General features: G+C 69.3%; 23 protein-coding genes and 1 pseudogene. 10 read left to right on the top strand and 14 right to left on the bottom strand.

Features of this window, described 5'->3' with window-relative positions; genetic code table 11:
- The first annotated feature begins 7 nt into the window (after positions 1–7).
- On the top strand, positions 8–745 hold the full coding sequence (locus tag MPE_RS14550) for a DUF599 domain-containing protein (RefSeq protein ID WP_011830466.1): 738 nt from the start codon (positions 8–10) through the stop codon (positions 743–745).
- Between the two features lie 13 nt (positions 746–758).
- Here MPE_RS14550 and MPE_RS14545 read toward each other — a convergent pair whose 3' ends face one another.
- The 7 genes from MPE_RS14545 to MPE_RS14515 form a co-directional block, all read right to left on the bottom strand.
- Positions 759–1532 (bottom strand): ABC transporter ATP-binding protein, encoded by a 774-nt coding sequence (locus MPE_RS14545; RefSeq protein ID WP_011830465.1) that lies wholly within the window; start codon positions 1530–1532, stop codon positions 759–761.
- Between the two features lie 3 nt (positions 1533–1535).
- Positions 1536–2651 (bottom strand): succinylglutamate desuccinylase/aspartoacylase family protein, encoded by a 1116-nt coding sequence (locus MPE_RS14540; protein ID WP_011830464.1) that lies wholly within the window; start codon positions 2649–2651, stop codon positions 1536–1538.
- Between the two features lie 22 nt (positions 2652–2673).
- Positions 2674–3363, bottom strand: a complete 690-nt coding sequence (locus MPE_RS14535) for an ABC transporter permease (RefSeq protein ID WP_011830463.1) — start codon at positions 3361–3363, stop codon at positions 2674–2676.
- Positions 3360–4052 (bottom strand): ABC transporter permease, encoded by a 693-nt coding sequence (locus tag MPE_RS14530; RefSeq protein WP_310733886.1) that lies wholly within the window; start codon positions 4050–4052, stop codon positions 3360–3362. The genes MPE_RS14535 and MPE_RS14530 overlap by 4 nt, the downstream gene beginning before the upstream one ends.
- 25 nt (positions 4053–4077) lie before the next feature.
- Entirely contained in the window at positions 4078–4869 is a 792-nt protein-coding gene (gene aotJ / locus MPE_RS14525) for an L-arginine-binding protein AotJ (protein WP_011830461.1), read from the bottom strand.
- 96 nt (positions 4870–4965) lie between these two features.
- Positions 4966–6288: a cyanophycinase gene (locus MPE_RS14520; RefSeq protein ID WP_158304623.1), complete on the bottom strand. Its 1323-nt coding sequence runs from the start codon at positions 6286–6288 to the stop codon at positions 4966–4968.
- 218 nt (positions 6289–6506) lie between these two features.
- Positions 6507–7250 carry a sulfurtransferase gene (locus tag MPE_RS14515; RefSeq protein ID WP_011830459.1) on the bottom strand — a complete coding sequence of 248 codons (744 nt, stop codon included), beginning with the start codon at positions 7248–7250 and terminating at the stop codon, positions 6507–6509.
- Between the two features lie 189 nt (positions 7251–7439).
- Between MPE_RS14515 and MPE_RS14510 the strand changes: the two genes are divergently transcribed.
- Positions 7440–7967, top strand: a complete 528-nt coding sequence (locus MPE_RS14510; RefSeq protein ID WP_041929703.1) for a hypothetical protein — start codon at positions 7440–7442, stop codon at positions 7965–7967.
- 19 nt (positions 7968–7986) lie between these two features.
- Here the strand turns inward: MPE_RS14510 and MPE_RS14505 are convergent, their stop codons facing one another.
- The 7 genes and pseudogenes from MPE_RS14505 to flhD all read right to left on the bottom strand — a co-directional run bounded on the left by MPE_RS14505 (position 7987) and on the right by flhD (position 13103).
- Positions 7987–8622: a protein phosphatase CheZ gene (locus MPE_RS14505; protein WP_011830457.1), complete on the bottom strand. Its 636-nt coding sequence runs from the start codon at positions 8620–8622 to the stop codon at positions 7987–7989.
- A 13-nt stretch (positions 8623–8635) separates the two neighbouring features.
- A pseudogene (gene cheY, locus MPE_RS14500) lies at positions 8636–9031 on the bottom strand (chemotaxis response regulator CheY).
- Between the two features lie 67 nt (positions 9032–9098).
- A complete protein-coding gene (motB, locus tag MPE_RS14495) occupies positions 9099–10061 on the bottom strand; it encodes a flagellar motor protein MotB (protein ID WP_011830456.1) in 963 nt (320 codons plus the stop codon).
- A gap of 130 nt (positions 10062–10191) precedes the next feature.
- Positions 10192–11052, bottom strand: a complete 861-nt coding sequence (gene motA / locus MPE_RS14490) for a flagellar motor stator protein MotA (protein ID WP_011830455.1) — start codon at positions 11050–11052, stop codon at positions 10192–10194.
- Between the two features lie 202 nt (positions 11053–11254).
- The gene (locus MPE_RS14485; protein WP_011830454.1) at positions 11255–12148 is read right to left on the bottom strand and encodes a class I SAM-dependent methyltransferase; all 894 of its coding nucleotides are present in this window, start codon (positions 12146–12148) and stop codon (positions 11255–11257) included.
- A 68-nt stretch (positions 12149–12216) separates the two neighbouring features.
- Positions 12217–12753 carry a flagellar transcriptional regulator FlhC gene (gene flhC / locus MPE_RS14480; RefSeq protein ID WP_011830453.1) on the bottom strand — a complete coding sequence of 179 codons (537 nt, stop codon included), beginning with the start codon at positions 12751–12753 and terminating at the stop codon, positions 12217–12219.
- 26 nt (positions 12754–12779) lie between these two features.
- The gene (gene flhD / locus MPE_RS14475) at positions 12780–13103 is read right to left on the bottom strand and encodes a flagellar transcriptional regulator FlhD (protein WP_011830452.1); all 324 of its coding nucleotides are present in this window, start codon (positions 13101–13103) and stop codon (positions 12780–12782) included.
- 554 nt (positions 13104–13657) lie between these two features.
- Between flhD and MPE_RS14470 the strand changes: the two genes are divergently transcribed.
- The 8 genes from MPE_RS14470 (at position 13658) to MPE_RS14435 (ending at position 23618) form a co-directional block, all read left to right on the top strand.
- Positions 13658–14872 (top strand): flagellin, encoded by a 1215-nt coding sequence (locus MPE_RS14470; protein ID WP_011830450.1) that lies wholly within the window; start codon positions 13658–13660, stop codon positions 14870–14872.
- A gap of 212 nt (positions 14873–15084) precedes the next feature.
- Positions 15085–16299 (top strand): flagellin, encoded by a 1215-nt coding sequence (locus tag MPE_RS14465; protein WP_011830449.1) that lies wholly within the window; start codon positions 15085–15087, stop codon positions 16297–16299.
- 122 nt (positions 16300–16421) lie between these two features.
- Entirely contained in the window at positions 16422–17855 is a 1434-nt protein-coding gene (fliD, locus tag MPE_RS14460) for a flagellar filament capping protein FliD (protein ID WP_011830448.1), read from the top strand.
- Positions 17856–17985: 130 nt separating this feature from the next.
- Complete coding sequence (gene fliS / locus MPE_RS14455; RefSeq protein WP_011830447.1) at positions 17986–18420, top strand: flagellar export chaperone FliS; 435 nt, start codon at positions 17986–17988, stop codon at positions 18418–18420.
- 37 nt (positions 18421–18457) lie between these two features.
- Positions 18458–18757, top strand: coding sequence for a flagellar protein FliT (locus MPE_RS14450; protein WP_011830446.1), 300 nt, complete (start codon positions 18458–18460; stop codon positions 18755–18757).
- A gap of 50 nt (positions 18758–18807) precedes the next feature.
- Positions 18808–19563, top strand: coding sequence for a flagellar brake protein (locus tag MPE_RS14445; RefSeq protein WP_237706327.1), 756 nt, complete (start codon positions 18808–18810; stop codon positions 19561–19563).
- 196 nt (positions 19564–19759) lie between these two features.
- Positions 19760–22963, top strand: coding sequence for a PAS domain S-box protein (locus tag MPE_RS22820; protein ID WP_049820823.1), 3204 nt, complete (start codon positions 19760–19762; stop codon positions 22961–22963).
- A 58-nt stretch (positions 22964–23021) separates the two neighbouring features.
- The gene (locus MPE_RS14435; protein ID WP_011830443.1) at positions 23022–23618 is read left to right on the top strand and encodes a response regulator; all 597 of its coding nucleotides are present in this window, start codon (positions 23022–23024) and stop codon (positions 23616–23618) included.
- Position 23619: the final 1 nt, after the last annotated feature.

Raw genomic sequence — 23619 nt, 5'->3', positions numbered from 1 at the left:
CGTGCCCATGTCGCCGTTCTCCACGATGTCGTTCTCGACCCTGCTGTCGCTGCTGCCCTGGGCCGACTGGGCCGCGGTCGGCTGGTTCTTCGCCGCGTGGTCAGGCTATGCGACCTTCGCCAGCCGCCGCGCGGCCACGCATGCGTCCATTCTTGGCGCCACCAACCGCATCCGACGCCAGTGGATGCTGCAGACCACGCACCGCGAGGTGCGGGTGGTCGATGGCGTGGTGGTGCAGAACCTGTCGACCAGCCCGAGCTTCTTCGCGTCGACCACGATCCTGATCATCGGCGGCCTGCTGGCCTTGCTGGGCACCTCGGACCGCGCGACCGAGTTGGTGCAGGAGCTGCCGTTCGCCACGCGCACCACCGCGCTGGTGTTCGACCTGAAGCTGCTGCTGCTGACGGCGGTGTTCGTCTACGCCTTCTTCCGCTTCACCTGGAGCCTGCGGCAGTACACCTTCGGTGCCCTGCTGGTCGCGTCGGCCCCCGAGGCCAAGGCCTACGACGCGCTCGGCGAGGTGGGGCAGGCGCAGCGCGAGGCCTTCGCCGACCGCGCCGGGCGGGTGGTCGGCATGGCCGCAGAGACCTTCAACGACGGCCTGCGGGCCTACTACTTCGCATTCGCGGCGATCGCCTGGTTCTTCTCGCCGCTGGCGTTTGCACTGGCGACCGCGGGCGTGGTCTACATCCTCTACCAGCGCGAGTTCCGCTCCGAGGTGCTGGCGGTGCTGCGCGGCGACTGAGAGTCCTGCCGGCCTATTTCAGCCCGCCCGAGAGGAAGGCCCGCAACCGTTCGCTGCGCGGCTGCGCCAGCACCTCGCGCGGCGGGCCCTGTTCCTCGATCAGGCCCTGGTGCAGGAACAGCGTGTGGTTCGACACCTCGCGCGCAAAGCCCATCTCGTGCGTGACGACGATCATCGTGCGGCCCTCGGCCGCCAGATCGCGCATCACCTTCAGCACCTCACCCACCAGCTCGGGGTCGAGCGCCGAGGTCGGCTCGTCGAACAGCATCACCTCGGGCTCCATCGCCAGCGCACGCGCGATCGCGACGCGTTGCTGCTCGCCGCCCGACAGGTGGGCCGGGAAGGTGCTGGCGCGGTGCGCCACGCCCACGCGCGCCAGCAGCGCCTGCGCGCGCTCGGTGGCCTCGGCCTTGCCCAGGCCCAGCACCTGCATCGGTGCCTCGATCACGTTCTGCAGTGCGGTCAGGTGCTGCCACAGGTTGAAGGACTGGAACACCATCGCCAGCCGTGCGCGCCAGCGCTGCAGCTGCTTCGCGTCGCGGGCGCGCAGGCTGCCGTCGCGGTCGGGCACCAGCGCCAGTTCCTCGCTGCCGAGCAGCAGGCGGCCCTGGCTCGGCTGCTCGAGCAGGTTCAGGCAGCGCAGCAGCGTGCTCTTGCCCGAGCCGCTGGAGCCGACGACCGTGATCACGTCGCCGGCACGCGCCGTGAGCGACACGCCCTTCAGCACCTCGTGAGCGCCGTAGCGCTTGTACAGGCCCAGGGCCTGGAGCTTGGGATCTCCGCTCATGCCTCAGGCACCCAGCAGCTTGCCGGTCCGCCGGGCCTCCTGGCCGGCCACCTTGGCCAGCCGGGTGCCGGCCGTCACGAAGCGCAGGTTCTCGCGGGCGTAGAGCAGGCCGTCGGTCGCGCTCGCCAGCGCCGTCACCTGGCCGCTGATCGGGTCGATCACGTCGACGATCAGCTCGCCTTCACGCACCCAGTCACCGGGCCCGCGGTGCCAGGCCAGGACGCCGCTGACCGGCGCGGTGACCGGCATCGAGCCGGCCAGCGGCGTGGCGGGGTAGGGCAGCGGCGGCAGCGGCGGGGCCTCGCCGGCGACCAGGCCGCGATGGGTCAGGAAGTCGACCAGCGCCTGCGCATCCTGGCGCGCCTGCGCGTGGCCCACGTCGGCCATGCCGCGCAGCTCGACCGTCACCGACAGACAGCCCAGCGGGATCGGCCGCGCGGGGCCGGCCTTCTCGGCCAGTTCCCACCAGATCTGCGAGCAGGCCTCGTCGAAGGGTTGGTCACCCGACTCGGTGGCCAGCAAGGTTGCCTGGGCGCCGAGGTAGCGTGCCAGCGGTTCGGTCTGCGGCCACAGCGGCGTGCCGGCGTAGAGGTGCAGCACGGCCTCGGCATCGCAGTGCAGGTCCAGCACCACCTCGGCGTCGCAGGCCAGCGCCAGCAGCGTGCGGCGCTGCGCCTCCAGCTCGGACTCCACGGTGAGCAGCGCCACCGATTCGCGCAGCGCCGCCCGCACCAGCGCGGCGTTGGCCTGCGCGTCCGGCCCCAGCGACGGCTCGATGCGCGCCCACACCGCGTCGCGCAGCGCCGGGTAGTGGCGGTTGAAGTTCTCGCCGCTGGCGAGTTCGAAGCGGCCGATCGGGCTGCGCAGCAGCCACTGCGACAGGCCGATGGGGTTGGCCACTGGCACCACGACCACCTCGCCGCGCAGCGCGTCCCGGGCCTCCAGCTCGGCCAGCCGCTCGCGCAGGTGGTGCGCGACCAGCATGCCGGGCAACTCATCGGCGTGCAGCGAAGCCTGCACGTAGACCTTCGGGCCGCCGGGCGGGCCATAGTGGAAGCTGGTGAGCGTGCGCAGCGTGCCGAGACTGCGGCTGGGCAAGGGGTGGTCGCGGCGTTGCATGGTGGTGGAGGTCTCCGGAGGCTCAGGCGCGCGGGCGCAGGTGGGAGAGCCAGCGGCGCTCGGCCGCGTGCAGCGCACCCACCAGCGCCAGCGTCAGGCCCAAGTAGACCGCAGCGGCCGTCAGGAAGGCTTCGAAGGGCAGGTAGAAGCGCGAGTTGACCTCGCGCGCGGCGCCGGTGAGGTCGAGCAGCGTGACCACGCTGGCCAGCGAGGTGCCGTGCAGCATCAGCACCGCCTCGTTGCCGTAGGCCGGCAGCGCACGCCGCAGCGCCGAGGGCAGCAGGATGCGGCGCCACACCTGGGCACGCGACAGGCCCAGTGCGCGTGCCGCCTCGACCTCGCCATGCGGCGTGGCCTTCAGGCTGCCCGCGATGATCTCGGTGGTGTAGGCGCAGGTGTTGACGGCGAACGCCAGGCAGGCGCAGAACCAGGCCGACTGCAGCCAGGGCCAGGCGATGCTGGCGCGCACCCACTCGAACTGCGCCAGACCGTAGTAGACGAGGAACAGCTGCACCAGCAGTGGCGTGCCACGGATCACGTAGGTGAAGCACCACACCGGGCCGTGCAGCCACCGCGAGGCCGACACCCGCAGCACCGCGAGCGGGAGTGCCGCCACCAGCCCGATTGCCAGCGAGATCAGCAGCAGCTGCAGCGTGGTGGCCAGGCCGCTCGCGTAGAGCGGCAGGCTCTCGGCGATGGCCTCGAAGTTCACAGTGCGCCCGTCCTCACGCCGACCGCGAGACGGCGGGCCAGCGCCTTGAAGCCCAGCTCGCTGACGCTGGTGATGGCGAGGTAGATGAGTGCCGCGCTGGCGTAGAAGACGAAGGGCTCGCGCGTCGCGCCGGCCGCCTGGGTGGCGCGCAGCATCATGTCGTTCAGGCCGATCACCGAGACGATGGCGGTGCTCTTGACCAGCACCAGCCAGTTGTTCGACAGGCCGGGCAGGGCGTAGCGCAGCATCTGCGGCAGCAGCAGCCGGCGCAGCACCTGCCAGCGGCTCATGCCGCAGGCCAGGCCGGCCTCGCGCTGGCCGGGCGCCAGCGCAAGGAAGGCGCCGCGGAAGGTCTCGCCGAGGTAGGCGCCGAACACGAAGCCGATCGTCAGCACGCCGGCCACGAAGGGGTCGACATCGATGTAGTCCGCGAAGCCCAGTTGCTGGGCCAGCGCATTGACCGCAAGCTGGCCGCCGAAGAACACCAGCAGCATCAGCACCAGGTCCGGCACGCCGCGGATCAGCGTGGTGTAGGCCAGCGCGCCGCCCTGCAGCCAGCGCGAGCGCGACAGCCGGGCGCTCGCGGCGGCCAGGCCCAGCACCACGGCAATGGCCAGCGACAGCAGCGCCAGCGCCAGGGTCAGCAGCGTGCCGTTCAGCAGCGAGGGGGCATAGCCGTGCAGCATCAGCGGGGCGGTGCGAGGGCGGCGGGCCTCACTTCTTCGGCGCTTCGCCGTAGACGTCGAAGTCGAAGTACTTGTCCTGGATCTTCTTGTAGGTGCCGTCGGCGCGGATCCCCTTGATCGCCGCGTTGAGCTTCGACTGCAGCTCGGTGTCACCCTTGCGCAGCGCGATGCCGGCGCCGACGCCGAAGAACTTCTCGTCGTCGTAGAACGGGCCGATGTAGCCGTAGCCCTTGCCCTGCGGTGTCTTGAGGAAGCCGACGTCGGCGGCCACCGAGTCCTGCAGCGTCGCGTCGATGCGTCCGGCGGCGAGATCGAGGAAAACCTCGTCCTGCTTGGTATAGCGCACGATCTCGGCGCCCTTGAAGGTGGCGGTGGCGAAGCGGTCGTGGATGGTCGAGCGCTGCACGCCGATCTTCCTGCCCTTCAGGCCCTCGGGCGTGAGCTCCAGCTTGCTCCCGCTCTTGGCGACCAGCCGCGCCGGGGTCTGGTAGTAGCGCTCGGTGAAGGCCACGACCTTCTGCCGCTCCGGCGTGATGGACATCGACGCGACGATGGCGTCGAACTTGCGCGCCTGCAGCGCCGGGATCATGCCGTCGAAGTCCTGCTGCACCAGCGTGCATTCGGTCTTCATCTGGGCGCACAGCGCGTTCGCGATGTCGATGTCGAAGCCCTTCAACTGCCCGGAGGGTGTGACCTCGCTGAACGGCGGGTAGGCGCCCTCGACCGCGATGCGCAGCTTCTTCCCGTCGGCGGCCAGGCCACGCTCGGCCGCGAAGAGCAGGACGGCGGTCAGGGCCAGGAAGGAGGCGAAACGGGTCATGCGGTCCTCATGCGGTCGTTGGAAGGGCGGGGGTGGCGCGCGAGCGCAGCGCACGGGCCGTCGCCGGTCGCCATGCTAGCCGCTGCGGGCGGCCGCTCAGGGCAGGGTCGGCGCCAGCGGCTCGTAGCGTGGCACCACGGCGTCGGTCGCGGAGGCGGTCGCGGGGCCGTAGAGCGGACGGGCGATGGTGATCGGCGTGACGTCGAGGTAGAGGTTGAGCACCGTGTAGTCGTCGCCGCCGAAGGCGCCGGTGTACCAGCCGTGGCTGTCGGGGCCGCGCCGCAGCCGGAACTCGAAACCCAGGTCGGGCTGCGGATCGCTGGCGCGCGGCGTGCCGCTGAAGGCCAGGCCGGTGGCCTCGGTGTCGCGGTTGTCGAGCAGCGAGCCCATCGCGTCGACGATGGTCGAGGGGCCGAGCATGTCGTTCTGGAACGGCGCGCTCTCGAAGCTCGGCGCGAAGTCCGGCGAACCCGGGTCGATCAGTTGCCCCTGGAGCTTCTGCAGCGAGGGCGTGGTGACGCCGCTGTGCAGGTCGTGGCGGTCACCGCGGTCCAGGTAGGTGAGCTTGGCATTGCGCAGGTTGAAGGCGTCGAGCCGGCCGTCCTGCGAGGCCGCGCCGAGGTCGACCAGCAGCACGCCCTTGCCGCCGACCACCTCGACCTTGCCGTCGTGCAGGATCGCGGCGGTGTTTTCCTCCACACCGAGGCCGAGGCGGTAGCCCTTCTGCACCATCAGCGGGAGCAGGCGGCCGATGCGGCCGCGCTTGAGGAAGTGCTGGTCGATCAGCAGTTCGGGTCCGACGAAGCCCAGGCCGCGGCCGATCTCCTGCCCTTCGTCGAGACGGCCGCGCTTGAGCACACGCAGCACGTCGTAGGCGTCGCGGAACATGGTCTCGCTCATCACTGCGGCGCCGGCGCTGGTGCCGGCCACCACGCCGCCGGCGCGGTACACGCTCCAGATCGCCTGCAGCAGCGGCGTCGGCAGGCCGTCGGGTTGCAGCGAGTCGGTGATGCGCGATTGCGCCCCCCCGGCGAAATAGATGCCGGTGGCTGCCAGCACCTGCTCGATCAGTACCGGGTCGTGCACCGCCTCGGCCACTTCGTAGCCCTGCCATTCCGGCGCGACCGGCAGGGTCACGGCCTGGGCGCCGTGGCGCTGCAGGGCATCGACGACCATCTCGCCGGTCTTCTCGGGGGCAGACGACGCCGCCGGGATCACCACCCAGCGCGAGCCCGGTCCGCCCGACAGTTGCACCAGTCGCGACCAGACCGCGGTGTTGTCGTACCTCAGTTCGCCACCGATCGGCACGGCATAACCGGTGGGGGCCGTGCCGGCGGCGGACGCCGCCGCCAGTGCCGTCGTCGTGACTGCCCAGGCGAGCAGCATGACGATCCAGCGTCCCGTCGTCCGGGAGAACACGGGACCCTTCCGGTGCGAGGGGCCGGATGCAGCAGCGAGCAGTGGGGCCGGCATGGTGATGAAGCCTCCGGTGATGGCGCGTTGCAGAGATTCGATCTTGGCATCGATGTGGCGATCCGCCGAGTCGGGCAAGCACGAACTGCGGCAGGCATCACGCTTGAGCAAGTCTCGCGCCTGCCGGCGGCGGCAGCGGGCGCCCCGACCCGCGGCGAGGGCGCTCACGCCGGGGCCGGCTGCAGGTCGGCGTCGAGCGTGCCGCGCTCGTCGAACACGAAGCAGCCGCCTTCGTAGTGGCGTGCGCCGACGGTCTGGAAGTACTGCAGGATGCCGCCGTCGAGCTGCAGCACGTGCTCGACGCCTTGCTCGCGCATCAGCAACGCGGCCTTCTCGCAGCGGATGCCGCCGGTGCAGTAGCTCACCACGGTCTTGCCGGCGAGTTCGGCGCGATGGGCGGCGAGCGCAGCCGGGAATTCGCCGAAGCGCTCCAGGCGCCAGTCGATCGCGCCGGCGAAGCGACCGGCGTCGACCTCGAAGCCGTTGCGGGTGTCAAGCATCAGCAAGGGCCGGCCGGCGTCGCACCGACCGGCATCGAGCCAGCGCGCCAGCGTGGCGGCATCCACCGCGGGTGCGCGGGCGTCGACCGGACGGACGGTCGGATGGTCCATGCGGATGATCTCGCGCTTGAGCTTGACGCGCAGCCGCTGGAACGGCGGGCGCTCGCTCCAGCTCTCCTTGGCCTGCAGGTCGGCGAACCGCGCGTCGCCGCGCAGCCACGACAGGAAACCGCGGGCGTCGGCCTCCGCACCGGCCAGGAACAGGTTGATGCCTTCCTCGGCCAGCAGGACGCTGCCCTTGAGGGCCAGCGCCTGGGCCTGTGACAGCAGCCGCTCGCGCAAGGCCTCCAGATCGTCGAGCGCGACGAAGCGGTAGGCGGCGAGGTTCAGGACGGCGGGGCTGGGCATCGGGTGATTGTAGAAATCACCGGCGCGGACGGCGGTGCAGCGCACCTTTAGCGTGCGTCAGTGAGGGCGGGCTTTCCTCCGGACGTGATCGAGTGCCGCACCAGCTTGTGGCGCGCCCTGCAATCGCGGGGTGTTGCCGCGACCGGGATTCGCTACCTTATCGGTCACGGCAAGGAAGCGCCGGCAAGGATGACGATCATGGACAGCACAGTGGACAAACCGGGCCCCGTCGCCTTGGCGGTCTGGGCCACCGCCCAGCGCCTGGTGGGCAAGGTGCAAGGCGCTTTGCGCGCCGCACGGCGGCAGATCAGCCCCTGCTTCACCCGCACGGCCGGCGCCCTCTGTTTCGACCTGGCCGTGTTCATGGCGCTGGCGTTGATGGCCGCCACGCTGCTGACTCCGCTCGACCAGCCGCTTGGCGACGGGGCCGGATGGATGCTGAGTTGCCTGGGTGTCTTCGCCGCGTTCTGGTGCTCGATCGCGGCGGCGGATCTGGAGCGGCTTCGCAAGCTGCGCCGTCGCTTCCTGGCGCGTGCACCCCAGGCACTGCGCGCCGCACCGAGGGTCCAGGCGCTGCCGCCAGACGCGGTGCTCATGCCGACGACCATGGCTACGATGCTGCCACCGCTGCGAGTGCGCTCGGCCTACCGCCCGAGCCGGGTGATCCGGCCGCTGCCCTCGCGTTCGCTGCTCCGCACGGCCAGCCGCAGTCACTGAGACGCCGGCCCTCGCCGGATCAGAATCCCAGGCTGGCCAGCAGGTCGTCGACCTCGCCCTGGTTCTGCACCACGTCGGTCCGCCCCTCGGGGTTGACCACCGGGCCGTTGAGGATGGTGTTCTCGACCACCTTCTGCGCCTGTTCGGGCGGTGCCGCCTGCACCAGCAGCTTCACCAGGCTGTCTTCCAGATCGCTCGCCAGCGACACCACCTTGGCCACCACCTGCCCGGTGAGGTCGTGGAAGTCCTGCGCCATCATGATGTCGGTCAGATCGGCATCGATGCGTGCGGTGGCGGCTTCGACATCGCTGACGAAGTTCATCACCGAGCCCGAGGCCACGGCCTTCACCGGATCGGCGACGATGGCGGCGGCGATGCGGCGCGTCTCGGCGGCGATGCGGGTGTGTTCCATCTTGGCCTGATCGACCGAGTTCAGCACCTTGTTCGCCGCTGCCGCCGTCTTCTCGGCGATGTAGTTGAGGCGGCTGCGCGCGTCGGGCAGGCCTTCGGCCGCCTGCTGCAGTTTGGGCGTGACGCCGAGCTGCGCGAGGGTGTCGTGCAACTGGCGCGTGATCGCACCGAGCTGCTGGAACACCTCGGGCGAGGTACTGGGCGTCGGCGGATGGGCCAGCAAGGCCGTGTCGTCCATCTTCATGGGCTGTTGTCCTTCAGGCCGTGGCCGCCAGTTTCTGCATGATCTTCTGGACCTTCTCCTCCAGCGTCGCCTTCGTGAAGGGCTTGACGATGTAGCCGGCCGCTCCCGTCTGTGCGGCCAGCACGATGTCTTCCTTGCGCGCCTCGGCCGTCACCATCAGCACGGGGATGTGCTTGAGGCTGTCGTCGGCCTTGACGGCCTTGAGCAGGTCGAAGCCGTTCATGTTGGGCATGTTGATGTCGCTGACCACGAAGTCTTACTTCGAGGTCTTCATCATCTGCAGCGCCACGGCGCCGTCCTCGGCCTCATCGGCGTTGACGTAGCCGATCTCCTTGAGCAGGCCGCGCACGATGCGGCGCATGGTCGAGAAGTCGTCGACGATCAGGAATTTGAGGTCGGGGGTGCTCATGGTCAGGGTCCTCGCGCGCTATCGGTTCATGCTGCCCTGGGGCGGGCCATGCGGTGTTCTGTACGGGTTATCGGGTGTCGGCCCGCGGACTTGAGGCCGATTCGGCCAGTGCCGTCGCAACTTCCAGGGCCGGCGGCTGCACTTCGGTGTCCGCACTGCCGTGGAAGCGGTCCTCGGCCTCCCGGTTCATCACGATGATGCTGATGCGCCGGTTCACCGGATTCAGCGGCTGCTCGCGGTCGAACAGGCTGCTGGCAGCCAGGCCTTGCACGCGCAGCACCTTCTCGTCGGCCAACCCGCCGGCGATGAGCTCGCGGCGCGATGCGTTGGCGCGGTCGGCCGACAGTTCCCAATTGCTGTAGCCGCCGGCGCCGGCGCTGAAGGCCGCCGTGTCGGTGTGGCCTTCCAGCGTCAGCTTGTTGGGCACTTCGGCCAGCACGCCGCCGATGGTGCGAAGCAACTCGCGCATGTAGGGTTGCACGACGGCGGAGCCGGTCGCGAACATCGGTCGGTTCTGCTCGTCGACGATCTGGATGCGCAGGCCGTCGGCCGTCATGTCGAAGCGGATCTGGGCCTTCAGCTCGTTGAAGCGCGGATCGTTGGCGAGTTTGGACTCGACGCGACCCTTCAGCATCTTCAGGCTCTCCGCCTCGGCGGAGGCCTGCTGCGCGCGCGTGGCTTTCAGCGCCTGCAGCGTGTAGCTCTTGCGTTCGGCCTCGACATCGCCGCGCTTCACCTGGCCGGTGCTGCGCGTGAGGTCCTGCCCACCGCCCTTGACGACGCTCGACGAGTCTCCGGACCCCGAGCCGCCCATCATCGAGACCTTGATCGGGTTGTTGAAGTAGTCCTGGATGCCCTTGCGGTCGCCCTCGGTGGTCGAACCGAGCAGCCACATCAGCAGGAAGAAGGCCATCATCGCCGTCACGAAGTCGGCGTAGGCGATCTTCCACGCGCCACCGTGCGCAGCGTGGCCGCCCTTCTTGATCTTCTTGACGATGATCGGCTGCAGTTTCTTCGCGTCGCCGGCCATCACATGCCTCCACGTCGCCGAGTACGGCGCCTGCCCGCATGGGCCACGAAGGGGCCCTGGATGGCCCCTGGGGCGCGGTCCGCCTTGGGAGCGGCCCGGCGGCGGCCCGGCGGCGCTTCGGTCAGGTTGCTCACTTCTTGCCCTTCACATGGCCTTCGAGCTCGCTGAACGACGGGCGCTCGGTCGAGTACAGCGTCTTGCGACCGAACTCCACCGCGATCGCCGGGGCATAGCCCTGCATGCTCGCGAGCAGCGTGGTCTTGATGCACTGCAGCTCCTTGGAGCCCTCATCGTTCTTCTGCTCGAGCAGGCCGCCGAGCGGTTCGACCACCGCATACGCCAGCAGGATGCCCAGGAAGGTGCCGACCAGCGCCGAGCCGATCATGCCGCCCAGCACCGCCGGCGGCTGGCCGACCGAGCCCATGGTGTTCACGACGCCCAGCACCGCTGCGACGATGCCGAAGGCGGGCAGCGCGCCGGCCAGGCGGCCGATCGCGGCGGCCGGGGCGTGCGCCTCGTGGTGATGGGTCTCGATCTCGCTGTCCATCAGCGACTCGATCTCGTGCGGATTGAGATTGCCCGACACCATCATGCGCAGGTAGTCGGTGACGAATTCCACCACGTGGTGGTCGGAGCCGACCGTCGCGTACTTCTTGAACAGCGGTGAGTTGTGCGGGTCCTCGACGTCCTTCTCGATCGCCATCAGGCCTTCCTTGCGGGCCTTCTGCAGGATGTCGTAGAGCAGCGCCATCAACTCCATGTAGCGCGCCTTGGTGTACTTGGAGCCCTTCAGCAGCGTCGGGATCGCCTTCAGCACCGCCTTCAGCGTCTTGGGCTGGTTGGCGACCACGAAGGCGCCGGCCGCGCCGCCGCCGATGGCCATCATCTCGGTCGGGATCGCATGCAGGATGACCTGCATGTTCCCGCCGTGAATGGCGTAGGCACCGAAGATGCAGCCCAGCGCGACGACGTAGCCGATGATGACGAACATGGTGAGCGGTCCGGTTGAGATGCCGCGAGCCCGAGGCCCTGCGGAGGGTTCTGTCCTTGCTTATCGGCCCGGTGTCACCGGACTTGAGGCGTGCAGTCGGTGACAGAACGTGACGGACCGCCCGACGCGCGGCCGGCCGGCCGAACGGCAGGCCAGCCGGAGGCAAGGCGGAGCGGGGCGCGAAACGCGCCAGCTCCGGCCCTTATCGGCGCCTGGAGCGGGAACTTGGGCGCCGTGCGGGCGCAGCGTCGGGGGCCGTCGCTCCAGCCGCGGCGGTGAAGGGCGTGCGGTAGAGCCAGAGCGGCCGGCCGTCGGGGCACTGCAGCCGGGCCTGCGGTTCCAGCGCCAGTGCCGGGAACTCCAGGCTGGCGAGCCAGGCGCCGTCGGCCAGTTCCGCGCTCGCCTTGGCCACCGCGCGCGGCAGGCTTTCCGGGCGCTGGAACAGATAGACCATGGCGCAGGGGCGCCAGTCCTCGGCCCACATGTCGCCGCGGCGGACTGCGGCGCCGACCGGCGCTCTGCCGTGCCGCAACCGGGCCGCCAGCGCCAGCGGCCAGCTCCATTCGACGCCTTCCAGCCGGGCCTGCGGGTAGGCGCGGCGCAGCGCCGCGAGTCCGGCACCGAGTCCGCAGCCGGCGTCGAGCACGGTCGCGCCCGGCGGCAGCGGCACGCGCTCGGCCAGGCGGTCGAGTGCGCCGGCCGGCGTCGGGAACAGCGGTGCGTCGCGCCAGGCCTGGAGCGGATAGGCGAGCAGCAGCAGGGCCAGCGGCAGCAGCCACGCCCAGCCGGGCAAGCCGCTCGCGGCGCCGCTGGCCAGCAGCGACACCGGGAAGCCGGCTGCGACGATCAGGCTGCGCATGCGGGTGCCGCTCAGGCTGCCGAGAGCCAGGCCGGTGGCCGAAGCGCAGGCGATCGCCAGCCAGAGCGGTGCGGGTGTCGAGCGCAACAGCAGGAAGAGCGCCCAGGCGGCGGCCCAGCCCAGCAACGCGGGCAGGGGCCAGAGGCGTTGCAATGCCGGCCCGCGGCGGATGCCGCTCGGGGCAACCGGGTCGGGCCGCGCAGCGGTGACCGGTGGGACGGGCAGGGCGGATGACATCGAGGGCGTCCCGGAGGAGGCCGCGAACGGAGGGGCCGGTACCGAGGGCGGCTGCCGGCGGGAGGAGATCAGTGCAGTTGGAGGGCGCCCGCCGCCTTGCCCTTGCCGGCGCGCGCCGGCGGGTTGCACAGGCCGCAGGTGAAGTGCTTGCCGATCTCGTGCGGGTGCGTGACGAAATGCCCACCGCACTTGGAGCATTCGGTCATGGTCAGCATGCCGTTGTCCACGAACTTCACCAGGCGCCAGGCACGCGTGACGGACAGCAGCGCTTCCAGGCCCTGGGCTTCGGTCTGCTCGAGATAGAGACGGTAGGCCTTGATCACGGTGTCGATCTCGTCGAGCGCCGCAACCTTGTTCAGGTATTCGTGGATGTTCAGGAACAGGCTGGCATGGATGTTCGGCTGCCAGGTCATGAACCAGTCCGTGGAGAAGGGCAGCTGGCCCTTGCTCGGCGACTTGCCCGCCACTTCCTTGTACAGGCGCAGCAGGCGCTCGTAGGACAGGTCGGTCTCCGACTCCAGCACCTGCAGGCGGGCACCGAGCTGGATCAGCGTGACGGCACGTTCGATCTGCTTGGCTTCGGTGAGGATGCTCTTGTTGCGCATGATGTCGGTCTCGCAGGGGTCGTCGGTCAGGCGGCTTCCTGATGGCGGCCAGCCATCAGGATGTTGGCGTGCAGGCGGCTGACGCTGTCGTTGGCGGCGCCCTTGCCGTGGTTGGTCAGCAGGCTCCACACCATCTCGTCGTCCACGCGCATGCGGCACAGCAGCGTGTTGCCGGAGGCGATCTTCATCATCTGCGCCGGGCTCAGCAGGCCGATCAGGTCGGCCGTCTCTTCCGAGATGCCGAGGCGGAACAGGGCCTGGTCGCGGTCGGCGCGGATCAGGCTCTGCGCCAGCATCAGGTAGGACAGATTGGCTTCGCGAATCTCGATCAGGATCTGTTCGGTGTTCATCAGGGTGCTCCTCGTGCAGCTGCCGGTCGTCTTTCGCTGGTGCAGCGGGTGTTCGTTTCAGCGTGAAATGGATTGTGAAGATCGGAGATGCACAGGAACATCAGCCCAGTTCTGTGGTTCGGGTCTCGCTTATTCGACCGCCCGTGTCAGGCAACTTCCTACACGCCCCAGTAGGCAGCGCGTCGACGCGGCGGCTCAAGTGGCGGCGCGAGATGCCGATGACGGCCGTGGTGAGGAGGAAAGTGCTCTTCCCGGCCAGGCTGACAGGAAACCCGCAGCCCTCAAGTTGCCAGGACGGGCTCCGATAACCCCCACAACGGGACCAAGCGATCGGTTCCGGGGTCCGGAGTAGGCGACCGATGTTTCGTAGAGGGCACAACCATTCCGCCCCTCCCACGAGATCTGAGGATGACGTACGCCGGGCGCAGCAGGCCCTCGAAACCCGCTGTTGGAGATCGAGGGTTAGTTCACGGTGATGAGGCCCCAGGGCCGAGCCACCGAGGCAATGCCGGCGCTGCCGGAGAGTCATTTCAACCGTTCAGGAGATTCAGATCATGGCAATGTCAGTCAACACCAACATCGTTTCGCTCAATGCGCAACGCAACCTCGGCACCTCTCAGTCGTCGCTGGCAACGTCCATGCAGCGCCTGTCTTCCGGCCTGCGTGTCAACAGCGCGAAGGACGACGCCGCCGGTCTGGCGATCGCCGAGCGCATGAACGCGTCGGTCCGTGGCCTCAATGTCGCGGCGCGCAACGCCAACGACGGCATCTCGCTGGCGCAGACCGCCGAAGGCGCGCTGGGCAAGGTCGGCGACATGCTGCAACGCATGCGTGAACTGGCCGTCCAGTCGGGCAACGCCACCAACAGCGCCGACGACCGCAAGGCCCTGCAGGCCGAAGTCACGCAACTGCGCGACGAAATCGACCGTGTGGCGAAGCAGACGACCTTCAACGGCCGCAAGCTGCTCGACGGCTCCTTCACCGCGGCGGCCTTCCAGGTCGGCGCCGGCGCCGGCGACAACATCACGGTCGGCAGCCTGACGAACGCATCGGCCAGCAACCTGTCGAAGATCACCTACGCCGAAATCTCCAGCGGTGACCTGGCGAAGGACGACACCGACATCACGACGCTGGACGCGATCGCCGACGGCGACCTGCAGATCACGATCGACGACGGCGGCGACAACGAACTGGTGGTCGAGGTGGGTGCGATCGCCCAAGCGAGCTCGGGCTTGGAGCGTCTGGGTCAGGTGGCCGAGGCGATCAACCGCAAGACCAGCGACACCGGCGTGTCGGCCTACCTGGTGGCCAATGACGACGGCACCTACAAGCTCGACATCAAGGCCTCGCGCCTGGATGCCGACGGTGCCCCGCTGTCGGTGGAGTTCACCGGCTTCGATACCACGACCACGGGTCTGGACGAAGGCGACGTGCCCGCCGCGGTGACGGATGCCATTGGCATCGACGCGCTGAGCATCGAGACCGAATCGGATGTGTGGGTGTCGATCAAGAAGATCGACAGCGCACTGGACCAGGTGAACAGTGCCCGCGGTACCCTGGGCGCGATCCAGAGCCGCTTCGAGAATGCGGTGTCGAACATCCAGATCCAGGCGGAGAACACCGCGGCCTCGCGTGGCCGGATCATGGATGCCGACTTCGCGTCGGAAACGGCCAACCTGTCGCGCTCGCAGATCCTGCAGCAGGCCGGTACCGCCATGGTGGCCCAGGCCAACCAGCTGCCGCAGCAAGTGCTGTCGCTGCTGCGCTGATCGGCCTCCCGCGGCGGCCTCCGGGCCGCCGGCCCCGGGATCCTCGGGCCCCGTCCGTCAGGACGGGGCCTTTTGCTTTCCGGGGCCGAAATGCGCCGGAAGTCGGCCTCTTTTCGATCCATCGTCACCCCCGCAGGTCACCAAGAATGGCTACACCGAACAGGTAAGCCGGCTTCGGGCCGGAGATCCTCGATTCTTCAAGGAGCATTTCCATGGCCCAGACCATCAACACGAACGTCATCTCGCTGAATGCCCAGCGGAACCTGAACACCAGTCAGTCCTCGCTGGCCACCTCGATGCAGCGGCTGTCGTCGGGTCTGCGCGTCAACAGCGCGAAGGACGATGCCGCCGGCCTGGCGATCGCCGAGCGCATGAACACCCAGGTGCGCGGCCTGAACGTCGCGGCGCGCAACGCCAACGACGGCATCTCGCTGGCCCAGACCGCCGAAGGCGCGCTGGGCAAGCTGGGCGACATGCTGCAGCGGATGCGCGAACTGGCGGTGCAATCGGCCAACGCCACCAACAGCGCCGACGACCGCAAGGCGCTGCAGGCCGAAGTGAACCAGCTGCGCGACGAAATCGACCGCGTGGCCAAGCAGACCAGCTTCAACGGCAAGAAGCTGCTCGACGGCTCCTTCACTGCGGCGACCTTCCAGGTCGGGGCCAACTCCGGCGATGCGATCACCGTCGGCAGCCTGACCAACGCCACCGCGGCGGTGCTCTCGAAGATCACCTACGCCGAGGGCGCGAGTGCCGACCTGACGCTCGACGGCACGACCATCACGGACCTGGCCGCGATCGCCGACGGCGACCTGCAGATCACGATCGACGGCGGTGGCGCGAACGAGCAGATCGTCGAGGTCGGCCCGATCGCCGAGGCCAGCACCGAAACCGAACGCCTGGGCCAGATCGCCGAGGCGATCAACCGCAAGACCACGGACACCGGCGTCTCCGCCTACCTGGTGAAGAACGACGACGGGACCTTCAAGCTCGACATCAAGGCATCCAAGCTGGATGCTGCGGGCGCGGCGCTGGCGGTGGAGTTCACCGGCTTCACCACGGCGACGACGGGCCTGGACGAAGGCGACGCGATCGCCGAGGTCGCCGACGACATCGGCCTGAGCGACTTGAACATCGAGACCGATTCCGCCACCTGGGTGTCGATCAAGAAGATCGACAGCGCGCTCGACCAGATCAACGGCGCACGCGGCACGCTCGGCGCGCTGCAGAGCCGCTTCGAGAACGCGGTGTCGAACATCCAGATCCAGGCCGAGAACCTGTCGGCCGCGCGTGGCCGCATCATGGACGCCGACTTCGCGATGGAAACGGCGAACCTGTCCCGCGCCCAGATCCTGCAGCAGGCCGGCACCGCGATGGTGGCGCAGGCCAACCAGCTGCCTCAGCAGGTGCTGTCGCTGCTCAAGTAAGACGCCTTCCGGCGACCTGCTTCGGAGAGCCGCGGCTGTCCGGTGCCTGACGGCGCCGGGCCCGCGGCTTCAGTTTTCTGCGCGAGCGCCGATAGCTCCTCATCAATCCGTCCGGACTCAGCATGGCCATTTCTTCACCCGGTCTCGGCAGCGGCCTCGACGTCAGCAGCATCGTCTCGCAGCTCGTGGCGCTGGAGCGCAAGCCGCTGGAGAAGATGCAGACCGCGGCGACGTTCATGCAGACCCAGGTCTCTGCCTACGGTCAGTTGCAGAGCCTGGTGTCCGCCGTCGGCGACGCTGCGAAGGCGCTCGCCAAGCCCACCCTGTGGCAAGCGGCGTCGGCAGGCACCAGCGACGCCACCTCGGTCGCCGCCACCGCCAGCGCGGGCGCCGCCATCGGCAGCTATTCGGTCAGCGTCTCCCAGATCGCACGCGCGCAGAGCCTGGCCTCGGCGGTGTTCACCGCGCCGACCGACGTGGTCGGTGCCGGCAAGATGACGATCGAACTCGGCGGCTACAACGTCGCGAACGATCCGGCGTTCACCCCGAAGACCGGATCGACGACGCTCGAACTCGAGTTCGCGGAGGGCACGACGCTCGAGCAGGTGAAGACGCAGATCAATGCGGCGAACGCCGGAGTCTCGGCGGCGATCGTGCGCGACGCGAACGGTGCCCGCCTCACGCTGACCAGCACCACGACCGGACTGGACAGCACCCTGCGCGTCGCCGTCAGCGATGCCACCGGGGCGCTGACGGGCCTGGCCTACGACCCGGCCAGCGGTGCCAACCCGATGACGCAGACGCAGGCCGCGGTCAATGCCCTCGCATCGATCAACGGCCTGGCGATCGAGTCGCCCACGAACCGCCTGACGGGCACGCTGGACGGCGTGACGCTCGATCTCGTGAAGGTCACCACCGCACCGGTCACCGTGAATGTCACGACGAACACCGGGACGATGCGCGACGCGATCAAGAAGTTCTCCGACGCCTACAACGCGCTCAACACCTACTTGGTCACGCAGACCAAGTACGACGAGGAGAACAAGATCGGCGGCACCTTGCAGGGCGACAGCGCCGCCGTGGGGCTGCGCAATCAGTTCCGCGCCATGCTGCGCCAGGACAGCGCGGCCTCGGCCGAGCTGACCCGCCTGTCGGACATCGGCTTCAACGTGCAGCGCGACGGTTCCATCGTGCTCGACAACGCCAAGCTCGACGCGGCGCTCGCGAAGCCGGCCGAGCTGTCGAAGCTCTTCACGACAAACGACACGGCGAACCCCGCGTCGACGGGCCTGGGCGTGCGTTTCCAGAAGCTGGCCGACATGTCGACCGGCACCGAGGGCGTGATCGCCAGCCGCAACGCCGGGCTCAAGGCCCGTCTGGAGCGCAACCAGGATGACCAGGACAAGGTCAACGACCGTGCCGACCGCATGCAGGTCCGGCTGACCCAGCAGTACACGGCGCTGGACACCCAGATGGCGAAACTGAGCGCCCTGTCGACCTACATGACCCAGCAACTGGACGGCCTGTCGAACCTCTACAAGAAGAGCGACAACTGAGGTCGTTCCCGATCCGCGCATTCGCGGGATCGGTTGAAACGCAGGGCGATTTTCGAGTGTGTGGCGCTCAAGACCGGGCGCGCAGCGGCCGATAAACACTCAGCCCCACTCGAATGCCGGACCTTCAGTCATGTTTGCCCAGAGCAGCCCCTACTCGCCGTCGCGCCACCACGCCTCCAGCCAGGCCTACAACCTGGTCGGCGTCGAGACCGGTATCGGCGGCGCCTCGCCCCACCAGCTGGTCGCGATGCTGTTCACCGGATTGCTCGATGCCGTGGCGCGTGCGCGCGGCGCACTGCGCGATGGCCAGATCGAGCGCAAGGCACACGAACTGAGCCGGGCGGTCCGTATCGTCGAGGAAGGACTCAAGGGCGGGCTGAGCCCGGCCGGCGGCGCCCTGACCGAGCAGCTGTCATCGCTCTACAGCTATGTCAGCACGCGCCTGATGCAGGCCAACCTGCGCAACGACGATGCCGCGCTGGCCGAATGCGTCAGCCTGATCGAGCCGCTGCGCGATGCCTGGTCGACGATCCGCGCCCAAAGCGACGTGCCGGCGGTTCGCTGAGCGCCCCGACGACGATCCATCGACAAGGAAGTTTTCGATGAGTACGCCATTGCTGAACTACTACGAGGCCATCGAACGCGCCAGCGAGCAGATGCTCGAGGCCGCGCGCGGCGGCAACTGGGACCAGGTCGTCAAGCTCGAAGGGGCCTGCGCGGTGCTGATCAATCAGCTCAAGCAGGCTGCGGCGACCCGTGAACTCGGCGCGGACGAGCGCCAGCTCAAGACCCGCATCATGAAGCGCATTCTCGTCAACGACGCCGAGGTCCGTACCCTGGCCGAGCCCTGGCTCGAGGACCTCGATCAGCTCCTGGCCGGCCGGCCGAAGATGCTGCACTGATCGAAACCGAACCCGATTCCCATCAGACTGCTGCCGAGAGAATCCGAGCGATGGAAACGCTGCCGATGCCGCTGGAGGCCATGAGCGGTTCTCCCCATGGCCTGGGTGAATTCAGGGTGAGCGCGCCGGCCGAGGTGTTCAGCCTGCTCAAGCAATGCGCCGACGGCAACGTGCTGTTGAGCCTCAGCTCACCGGAGGGCGCCGCCTACACGACCACTGTGTGGGCACTGGACCCGGCGCGGGGGCTGCTGTGCCTGAGTGCCGACGGCGGCGACATCAAGCTCCAGCGCCTGCTGGAGAGCGAGGAGGTGGTCGCGGTGGGCTACCTCGACAGCGTCAAGCTCCAGTTCGACCTGCACGACCTGGTGCTGGTGCACAGCGGACGCGCCAGCGCGCTGAATGCGCGCTTCCCGCGCGAGCTCTACCGTTTCCAGCGACGCGGCAGCTACCGCGTGCGGCCGCTGCTCAACACCAGCCCGACCGCCACGCTGCGTCATCCGGCGCTGCCCGACATGCAGCTGAGCCTGCGCGTGCTCGACGTGAGCATCGGCGGCGTTGCGCTGTTCCTGCCCGACGATGTGCCGCCGATCGAGCCGGGCGTGCAGATCGCGCAGGTGCAGGTCGACCTGGACGGCGACACCCGCCTGCAAAGCGGCCTGATCGTCCACCACGTGACGCTGCTGCACCACGAGTCGCGCGGCGCGCGGCTGGGCTGCGAGATGCTGAACCTCGGCGGCGACGGCGAGCGCGCGCTGCAACGCTACATCGACCAGACGCAGAAGCGGCGGCGCCTGCTGTCCTTGTGACGGTCCGGCAGGCCGCTCGGCCCGGAGGCGGGGCGGGCCCCCGCCCGTGTTTTCCACAGTCGGGACAGCCTGTCCGACAGGCTCCTTGACCTTACACTCCGTGACAGTTGCCCAGGCCTCCTGCCTGGCCGAGCAGTTGCTGTCCGAGCCCGTGCCTTTGGTCACTCCCGCTGCCCTTCCTGCCCAGCCGCCACCGGTGAGCGCTGCCGACGCCGTGGTTCTGTGGCACGGCTTTCTCGACACACTGAACGACCCCCTGCTGATGCTCGACGCGCAGGCGCGCGTGCGTTTCGCCAACACGGCCGCCCTGAGGCTGTTCCCGTTCGAGCCGGGCATGCCGCTGGAAGATCTGCCACCGGTGATCGACGGCGGTCTGGTGTCCTGGGTCCTGGATGTGCTGGAGGGCCGGGCAGACGAGCTGCTGAGCAGCTTTCCCGATGCCGCGCTCAGCCAGCTCAGCGCCCAGCGCTGGGCCCTGCGCCTGCCGCCAGCGCGGCGCGAGCGCGTGGCGGCCGCGGTGCAGACCGCGGCGGAACCGCTCGCCGAGGTGCGCCGGCTGTACTGGCACTCGCCGTTTCCTGCCATCCTGGAAGACGGCCACTTCCGCATCGTCGACGTCAACCAGGCCTTCGTCGACTACACCGGCTGGTCGCGCAACCGCCTCGTCGGCATGGACACGCTGACGCTGGTGCCGATCGAGGACCACCTGCTGTGGGAATCCACCCGCGACCCGCCGGCAGGCGCTGAACTGCCGGCGCTGATGGAGCGCCGTCTGGTCGACGCGCAGGGGCGTGACCGCTGGTTCCGCGGGGCGCGGCGTCAGGTCACGGACACCGAGGGCCGTGCACTGTGCCTGACGGTGATGCAGGACTGCACCGCCGAGAGGGCGGCCCGAGAGCGGGCGGAGCGTTCACTCAGCGAGCTCGATCAGTGGTTCGAGCTCAGCCCGGTCGGCATGCTGGCCTTCGACGGCGCCGGCCTCGTGCTGCGCAGCAACGCCGTTTTCGAGGCCCTGGTCGGTCGGGTGCCGGTGCTGTTGAGCGAGGCTCCCCCGGGACTGAACGACCTGCTGGGCTGGCATGGGCCGCGCAGCCTCGGTGCGCTGCAGCCGGGTGGCGAGGCCGCCGAGCGTCGCGGCTGGGTCGCGGCCTTGCCAGGGGCGCGCTCCCGCTCTCCCCGCCATCTGCGGGCGAGGGTGCGCTGCACCGATGCCGTGGCCGGTAGCGAGTCGCGCTACATCGCGGTGATCGAGGATCTCAGCGCGGAGCAGGCGCTCGATCTGGCGCAGGCCCAACTCGGGGCGCTGGTCGACGCGGCCGGCGTCGGTGTGGCGCTGCAGAGCGTCAGCCGCGATCTGGTGCTGTCCGATTCGCTGCCCGAGTTCGAGCGGCTGCAGCGGGCGCTGCGCGCCGGCGAGGCGGCTCAGGCGCGCTACGCGATCCGCCATCCCGAACTGGGCATGCGCTGGCTGCTCACGCGCGTGTCGCCACGGCCGGACGGGGACGGCGACCCCTCGGTGGTCACGCTCGACGTCACGGAGCAGGAACATAGCCGCGCTCGCAGCGAAGAGCTGCTGCGGGAGCTGAGCAGCATCCTCGAGAGCTCGAGTGCCGGCATCGCCTTCCTGCGCGGCAACACGTTGGTGCGCTGCAATCGCAGCTTCGAACGCATGCTCGGCACCACCTCGGGCGCCGTGGCCGGGTGCAGCGTGCGCGAGCTGTTCGCCGGCCAGCCGCAGGCGCGGCTCGCGGTGGAAGACGCCGAGCTGGCGTTGCTCGAGTCCGGCGTCTACGAGACGGAGATCGAGATCCTGCTGCCGCAGCACGAACCGCACTGGGTGTCGCTGGCGGCGCGCCGCATCGGCCCCCCCGGCCCTGACGCCGAGGTGGTGGCGGTGCTGTCCGACATCACGCGCCTGAAGCGCCAGCAGGCGCAGTTGGAGCGTCTCGCCGACGAGCGCGAGCGCACGGAATCGGCCATGGCACAGCAGGCCGAACTCACCCGGGCCATCCTCGACTCGGTATTCGTCGGCATCGTCACCGTGGGGCAGGGGGGCATCGAGTGGATGAACCGTTCGGCGCGCCGCATGTTCGGCGGTGATCTGGCCGATTTTCAGCACTTCCCCTTGTGCTGCGTGGCGACCAGCGATCCTCAACACCCGTTCCGCCAGGTCGAAGCGCGGCTGGCGTCACCCGACCTGCGCACCGAAGCGGCGGCCGGCAGCTTCGAGTGTCGCGTGCAGGCGCGCGATGGCCGAGCCTTCTGGGTGGTCGGTAATGTGGTTCCGACCGGCGATGCCGAGCAACCGCAGCTCACGTATGCGCTGCTCGACATCGACCGCCGCCGCCGCGCCGAGGCGCGCAGCGCGCAGGCGCAGGCCTCGCTGCAGCGGGTCATCGACCTGGCGCCGTTGGCGATTGCCCTGTTCGATGCGGCCAGCGGCGAGTTGCGGCAGGCCAATCCGCAGGTTGCCGCTGCAGCCGGCCTGCCGGGCGAGATGCTGGTCGGCCGCCGGCCGGAGGAACTGCCGTTGCCGATCGGTGGTGACGTGATCCGCGCCGACCTGCAGGCGGCGCTCGACGCCGGCCAGGGCGGTGATGTCACGCTGCGCGAGTACCGCTTCGAGCATGAAGGGCGCCCGCTGGTCTGGGAGGCACGCTACCTGCCGCTCGGGCAGCCCGGCGAGGTCCCGGACGAGGTGCTGCTGGTGGCGGTCGATGTGACGGAGCAGCGTGCCGCCCAGGCGGCACGCCTGGAGGCTGCGATCGCGCAGCGCGAGATGCTGGTGAAGGAGGTCCATCACCGCATCAAGAACAACCTGCAAGGCGTGGCCGGCCTGCTGACGCAGATCGCCCAGCGGCGCCCCGAGGTGGCGCCGGCCATCCACGAGGCCGTGGCACAGGTGCAGGCGATCGCCCAGGTCTATGGCCTGCAGGTGGGCTCGCAGGGGCCGGTGCAACTGGCCAGCCTGGTCGGCGCGATCTCGACCAACCTGCAGCGCGGCAGCGACCGGACCATCACTGTGGAACTGCCGGACGGCGAGGCGCCGCGCTGGGCCCTGCCCGAGGCCGAGGCGATCCCGATCGCGCTGACGCTCAACGAGCTGCTGGGCAATGCGCTGAAGCACGGCAACGGCGCGGTCGAGTGCCGGCTCGTCAGCGCGGCCGAGGAAGCGCGCATCGAGATCCGGAACGAGGGGCGGTTGCCCGAGGGCTTCAGCCTCGACCGGGTGGCTGCGGGGGTCTACGGACTGGGACTGGTTCGAGCGCTGCTGCCGCGGCGTACCGCAACTTTCGGCCTGGCGCCGGATGCCGGCGGTGTGCTGGCTTGCGTGAGCCTGCGTCCGCCCGGCCTGGTGTCGCTGGAGCCGCGGTCGACGAACATCGGTGTACTTTCATGAGCAAGACCGGCACTCGTGCGGATCAGGGCGCGGTCACGGCCATCAAGGGGAATCATTCTTGAGCAGCAAGGGCAAGATCCTCGTCGTCGATGACGACAGGCTGGTGCTGGCGACGCTGACGCACGGCTTGTCCGCGGCCGGCTATGCCGTGGTCGACGCCGACAATGGCGACGACGCCATCCTCGAGGCGCGCACGCGCCGGCCGGACCTGGCCCTGCTCGACATCCGCATGGAGGGCAAGAGCGGATTCGACGTGGCCGCCTACCTGCGAGAGCACGGCAGCGTGCCCTTCATGTTCCTGTCGGCCTTCTCCGACGCGGCCACGGTGGCGCAGGTGCGGGCCCTGGGCGCACTGGATCACCTGATCAAGCCGGTCGACATGCGGCAGATCCTGCCGGCGGTCGAGGCGGCGTTCAAGCGCATCCGCGGCGGGGTCGAACCGGTCGCCGAGGTCGGTGCGCCGCGTCCGCGCGATCCGCTGTCCGATCCGGTGGCCATCGCGGTCGGCGTGGTGATGCACAGGCACTCGCTGCCGCGTGCCGTGGCGCTGGAGCGGCTGCGCCGGCTGGCGACGCATCACGGGCGGGCGCTGGAGGCCGAGTGCGAGCAGCTCCTGGCCGCGGTCGAGCTGTTGTCGGCGCCTGCGGCGCCGTGAA

The sequence above is a fragment of the Methylibium petroleiphilum PM1 genome, from assembly GCF_000015725.1.
In the GTDB taxonomy this organism is placed as follows: Bacteria; Pseudomonadota; Gammaproteobacteria; order Burkholderiales; family Burkholderiaceae_C; genus Methylibium; species Methylibium petroleiphilum.
Note: the sequence above shows the minus strand (reverse complement) of the source record. Positions and strands in the feature narration are given on the sequence as shown.

Coding starts and splice junctions, on each gene's coding strand:
- motB (WP_011830456.1), bottom strand. CDS start 10,061: ATGGCCGGCGACGCGAAGAAACTGCAGCCGATCATCGTCAAGAAGATC.
- MPE_RS14550 (WP_011830466.1), top strand. CDS start 8: ATGTCGCCGTTCTCCACGATGTCGTTCTCGACCCTGCTGTCGCTGCTG.
- MPE_RS14505 (WP_011830457.1), bottom strand. CDS start 8,622: ATGAAGATGGACGACACGGCCTTGCTGGCCCATCCGCCGACGCCCAGT.
- MPE_RS14510 (WP_041929703.1), top strand. CDS start 7,440: ATGACGATCATGGACAGCACAGTGGACAAACCGGGCCCCGTCGCCTTG.
- MPE_RS14470 (WP_011830450.1), top strand. CDS start 13,658: ATGGCAATGTCAGTCAACACCAACATCGTTTCGCTCAATGCGCAACGC.
- MPE_RS14515 (WP_011830459.1), bottom strand. CDS start 7,250: ATGCCCAGCCCCGCCGTCCTGAACCTCGCCGCCTACCGCTTCGTCGCG.
- motA (WP_011830455.1), bottom strand. CDS start 11,052: ATGTTCGTCATCATCGGCTACGTCGTCGCGCTGGGCTGCATCTTCGGT.
- MPE_RS14450 (WP_011830446.1), top strand. CDS start 18,458: ATGAGTACGCCATTGCTGAACTACTACGAGGCCATCGAACGCGCCAGC.
- flhC (WP_011830453.1), bottom strand. CDS start 12,753: ATGCGCAACAAGAGCATCCTCACCGAAGCCAAGCAGATCGAACGTGCC.
- fliS (WP_011830447.1), top strand. CDS start 17,986: ATGTTTGCCCAGAGCAGCCCCTACTCGCCGTCGCGCCACCACGCCTCC.
- MPE_RS14485 (WP_011830454.1), bottom strand. CDS start 12,148: ATGTCATCCGCCCTGCCCGTCCCACCGGTCACCGCTGCGCGGCCCGAC.
- MPE_RS14445 (WP_237706327.1), top strand. CDS start 18,808: ATGGAAACGCTGCCGATGCCGCTGGAGGCCATGAGCGGTTCTCCCCAT.
- MPE_RS14465 (WP_011830449.1), top strand. CDS start 15,085: ATGGCCCAGACCATCAACACGAACGTCATCTCGCTGAATGCCCAGCGG.
- flhD (WP_011830452.1), bottom strand. CDS start 13,103: ATGAACACCGAACAGATCCTGATCGAGATTCGCGAAGCCAATCTGTCC.
- fliD (WP_011830448.1), top strand. CDS start 16,422: ATGGCCATTTCTTCACCCGGTCTCGGCAGCGGCCTCGACGTCAGCAGC.
- MPE_RS14545 (WP_011830465.1), bottom strand. CDS start 1,532: ATGAGCGGAGATCCCAAGCTCCAGGCCCTGGGCCTGTACAAGCGCTAC.
- MPE_RS14540 (WP_011830464.1), bottom strand. CDS start 2,651: ATGCAACGCCGCGACCACCCCTTGCCCAGCCGCAGTCTCGGCACGCTG.
- aotJ (WP_011830461.1), bottom strand. CDS start 4,869: ATGACCCGTTTCGCCTCCTTCCTGGCCCTGACCGCCGTCCTGCTCTTC.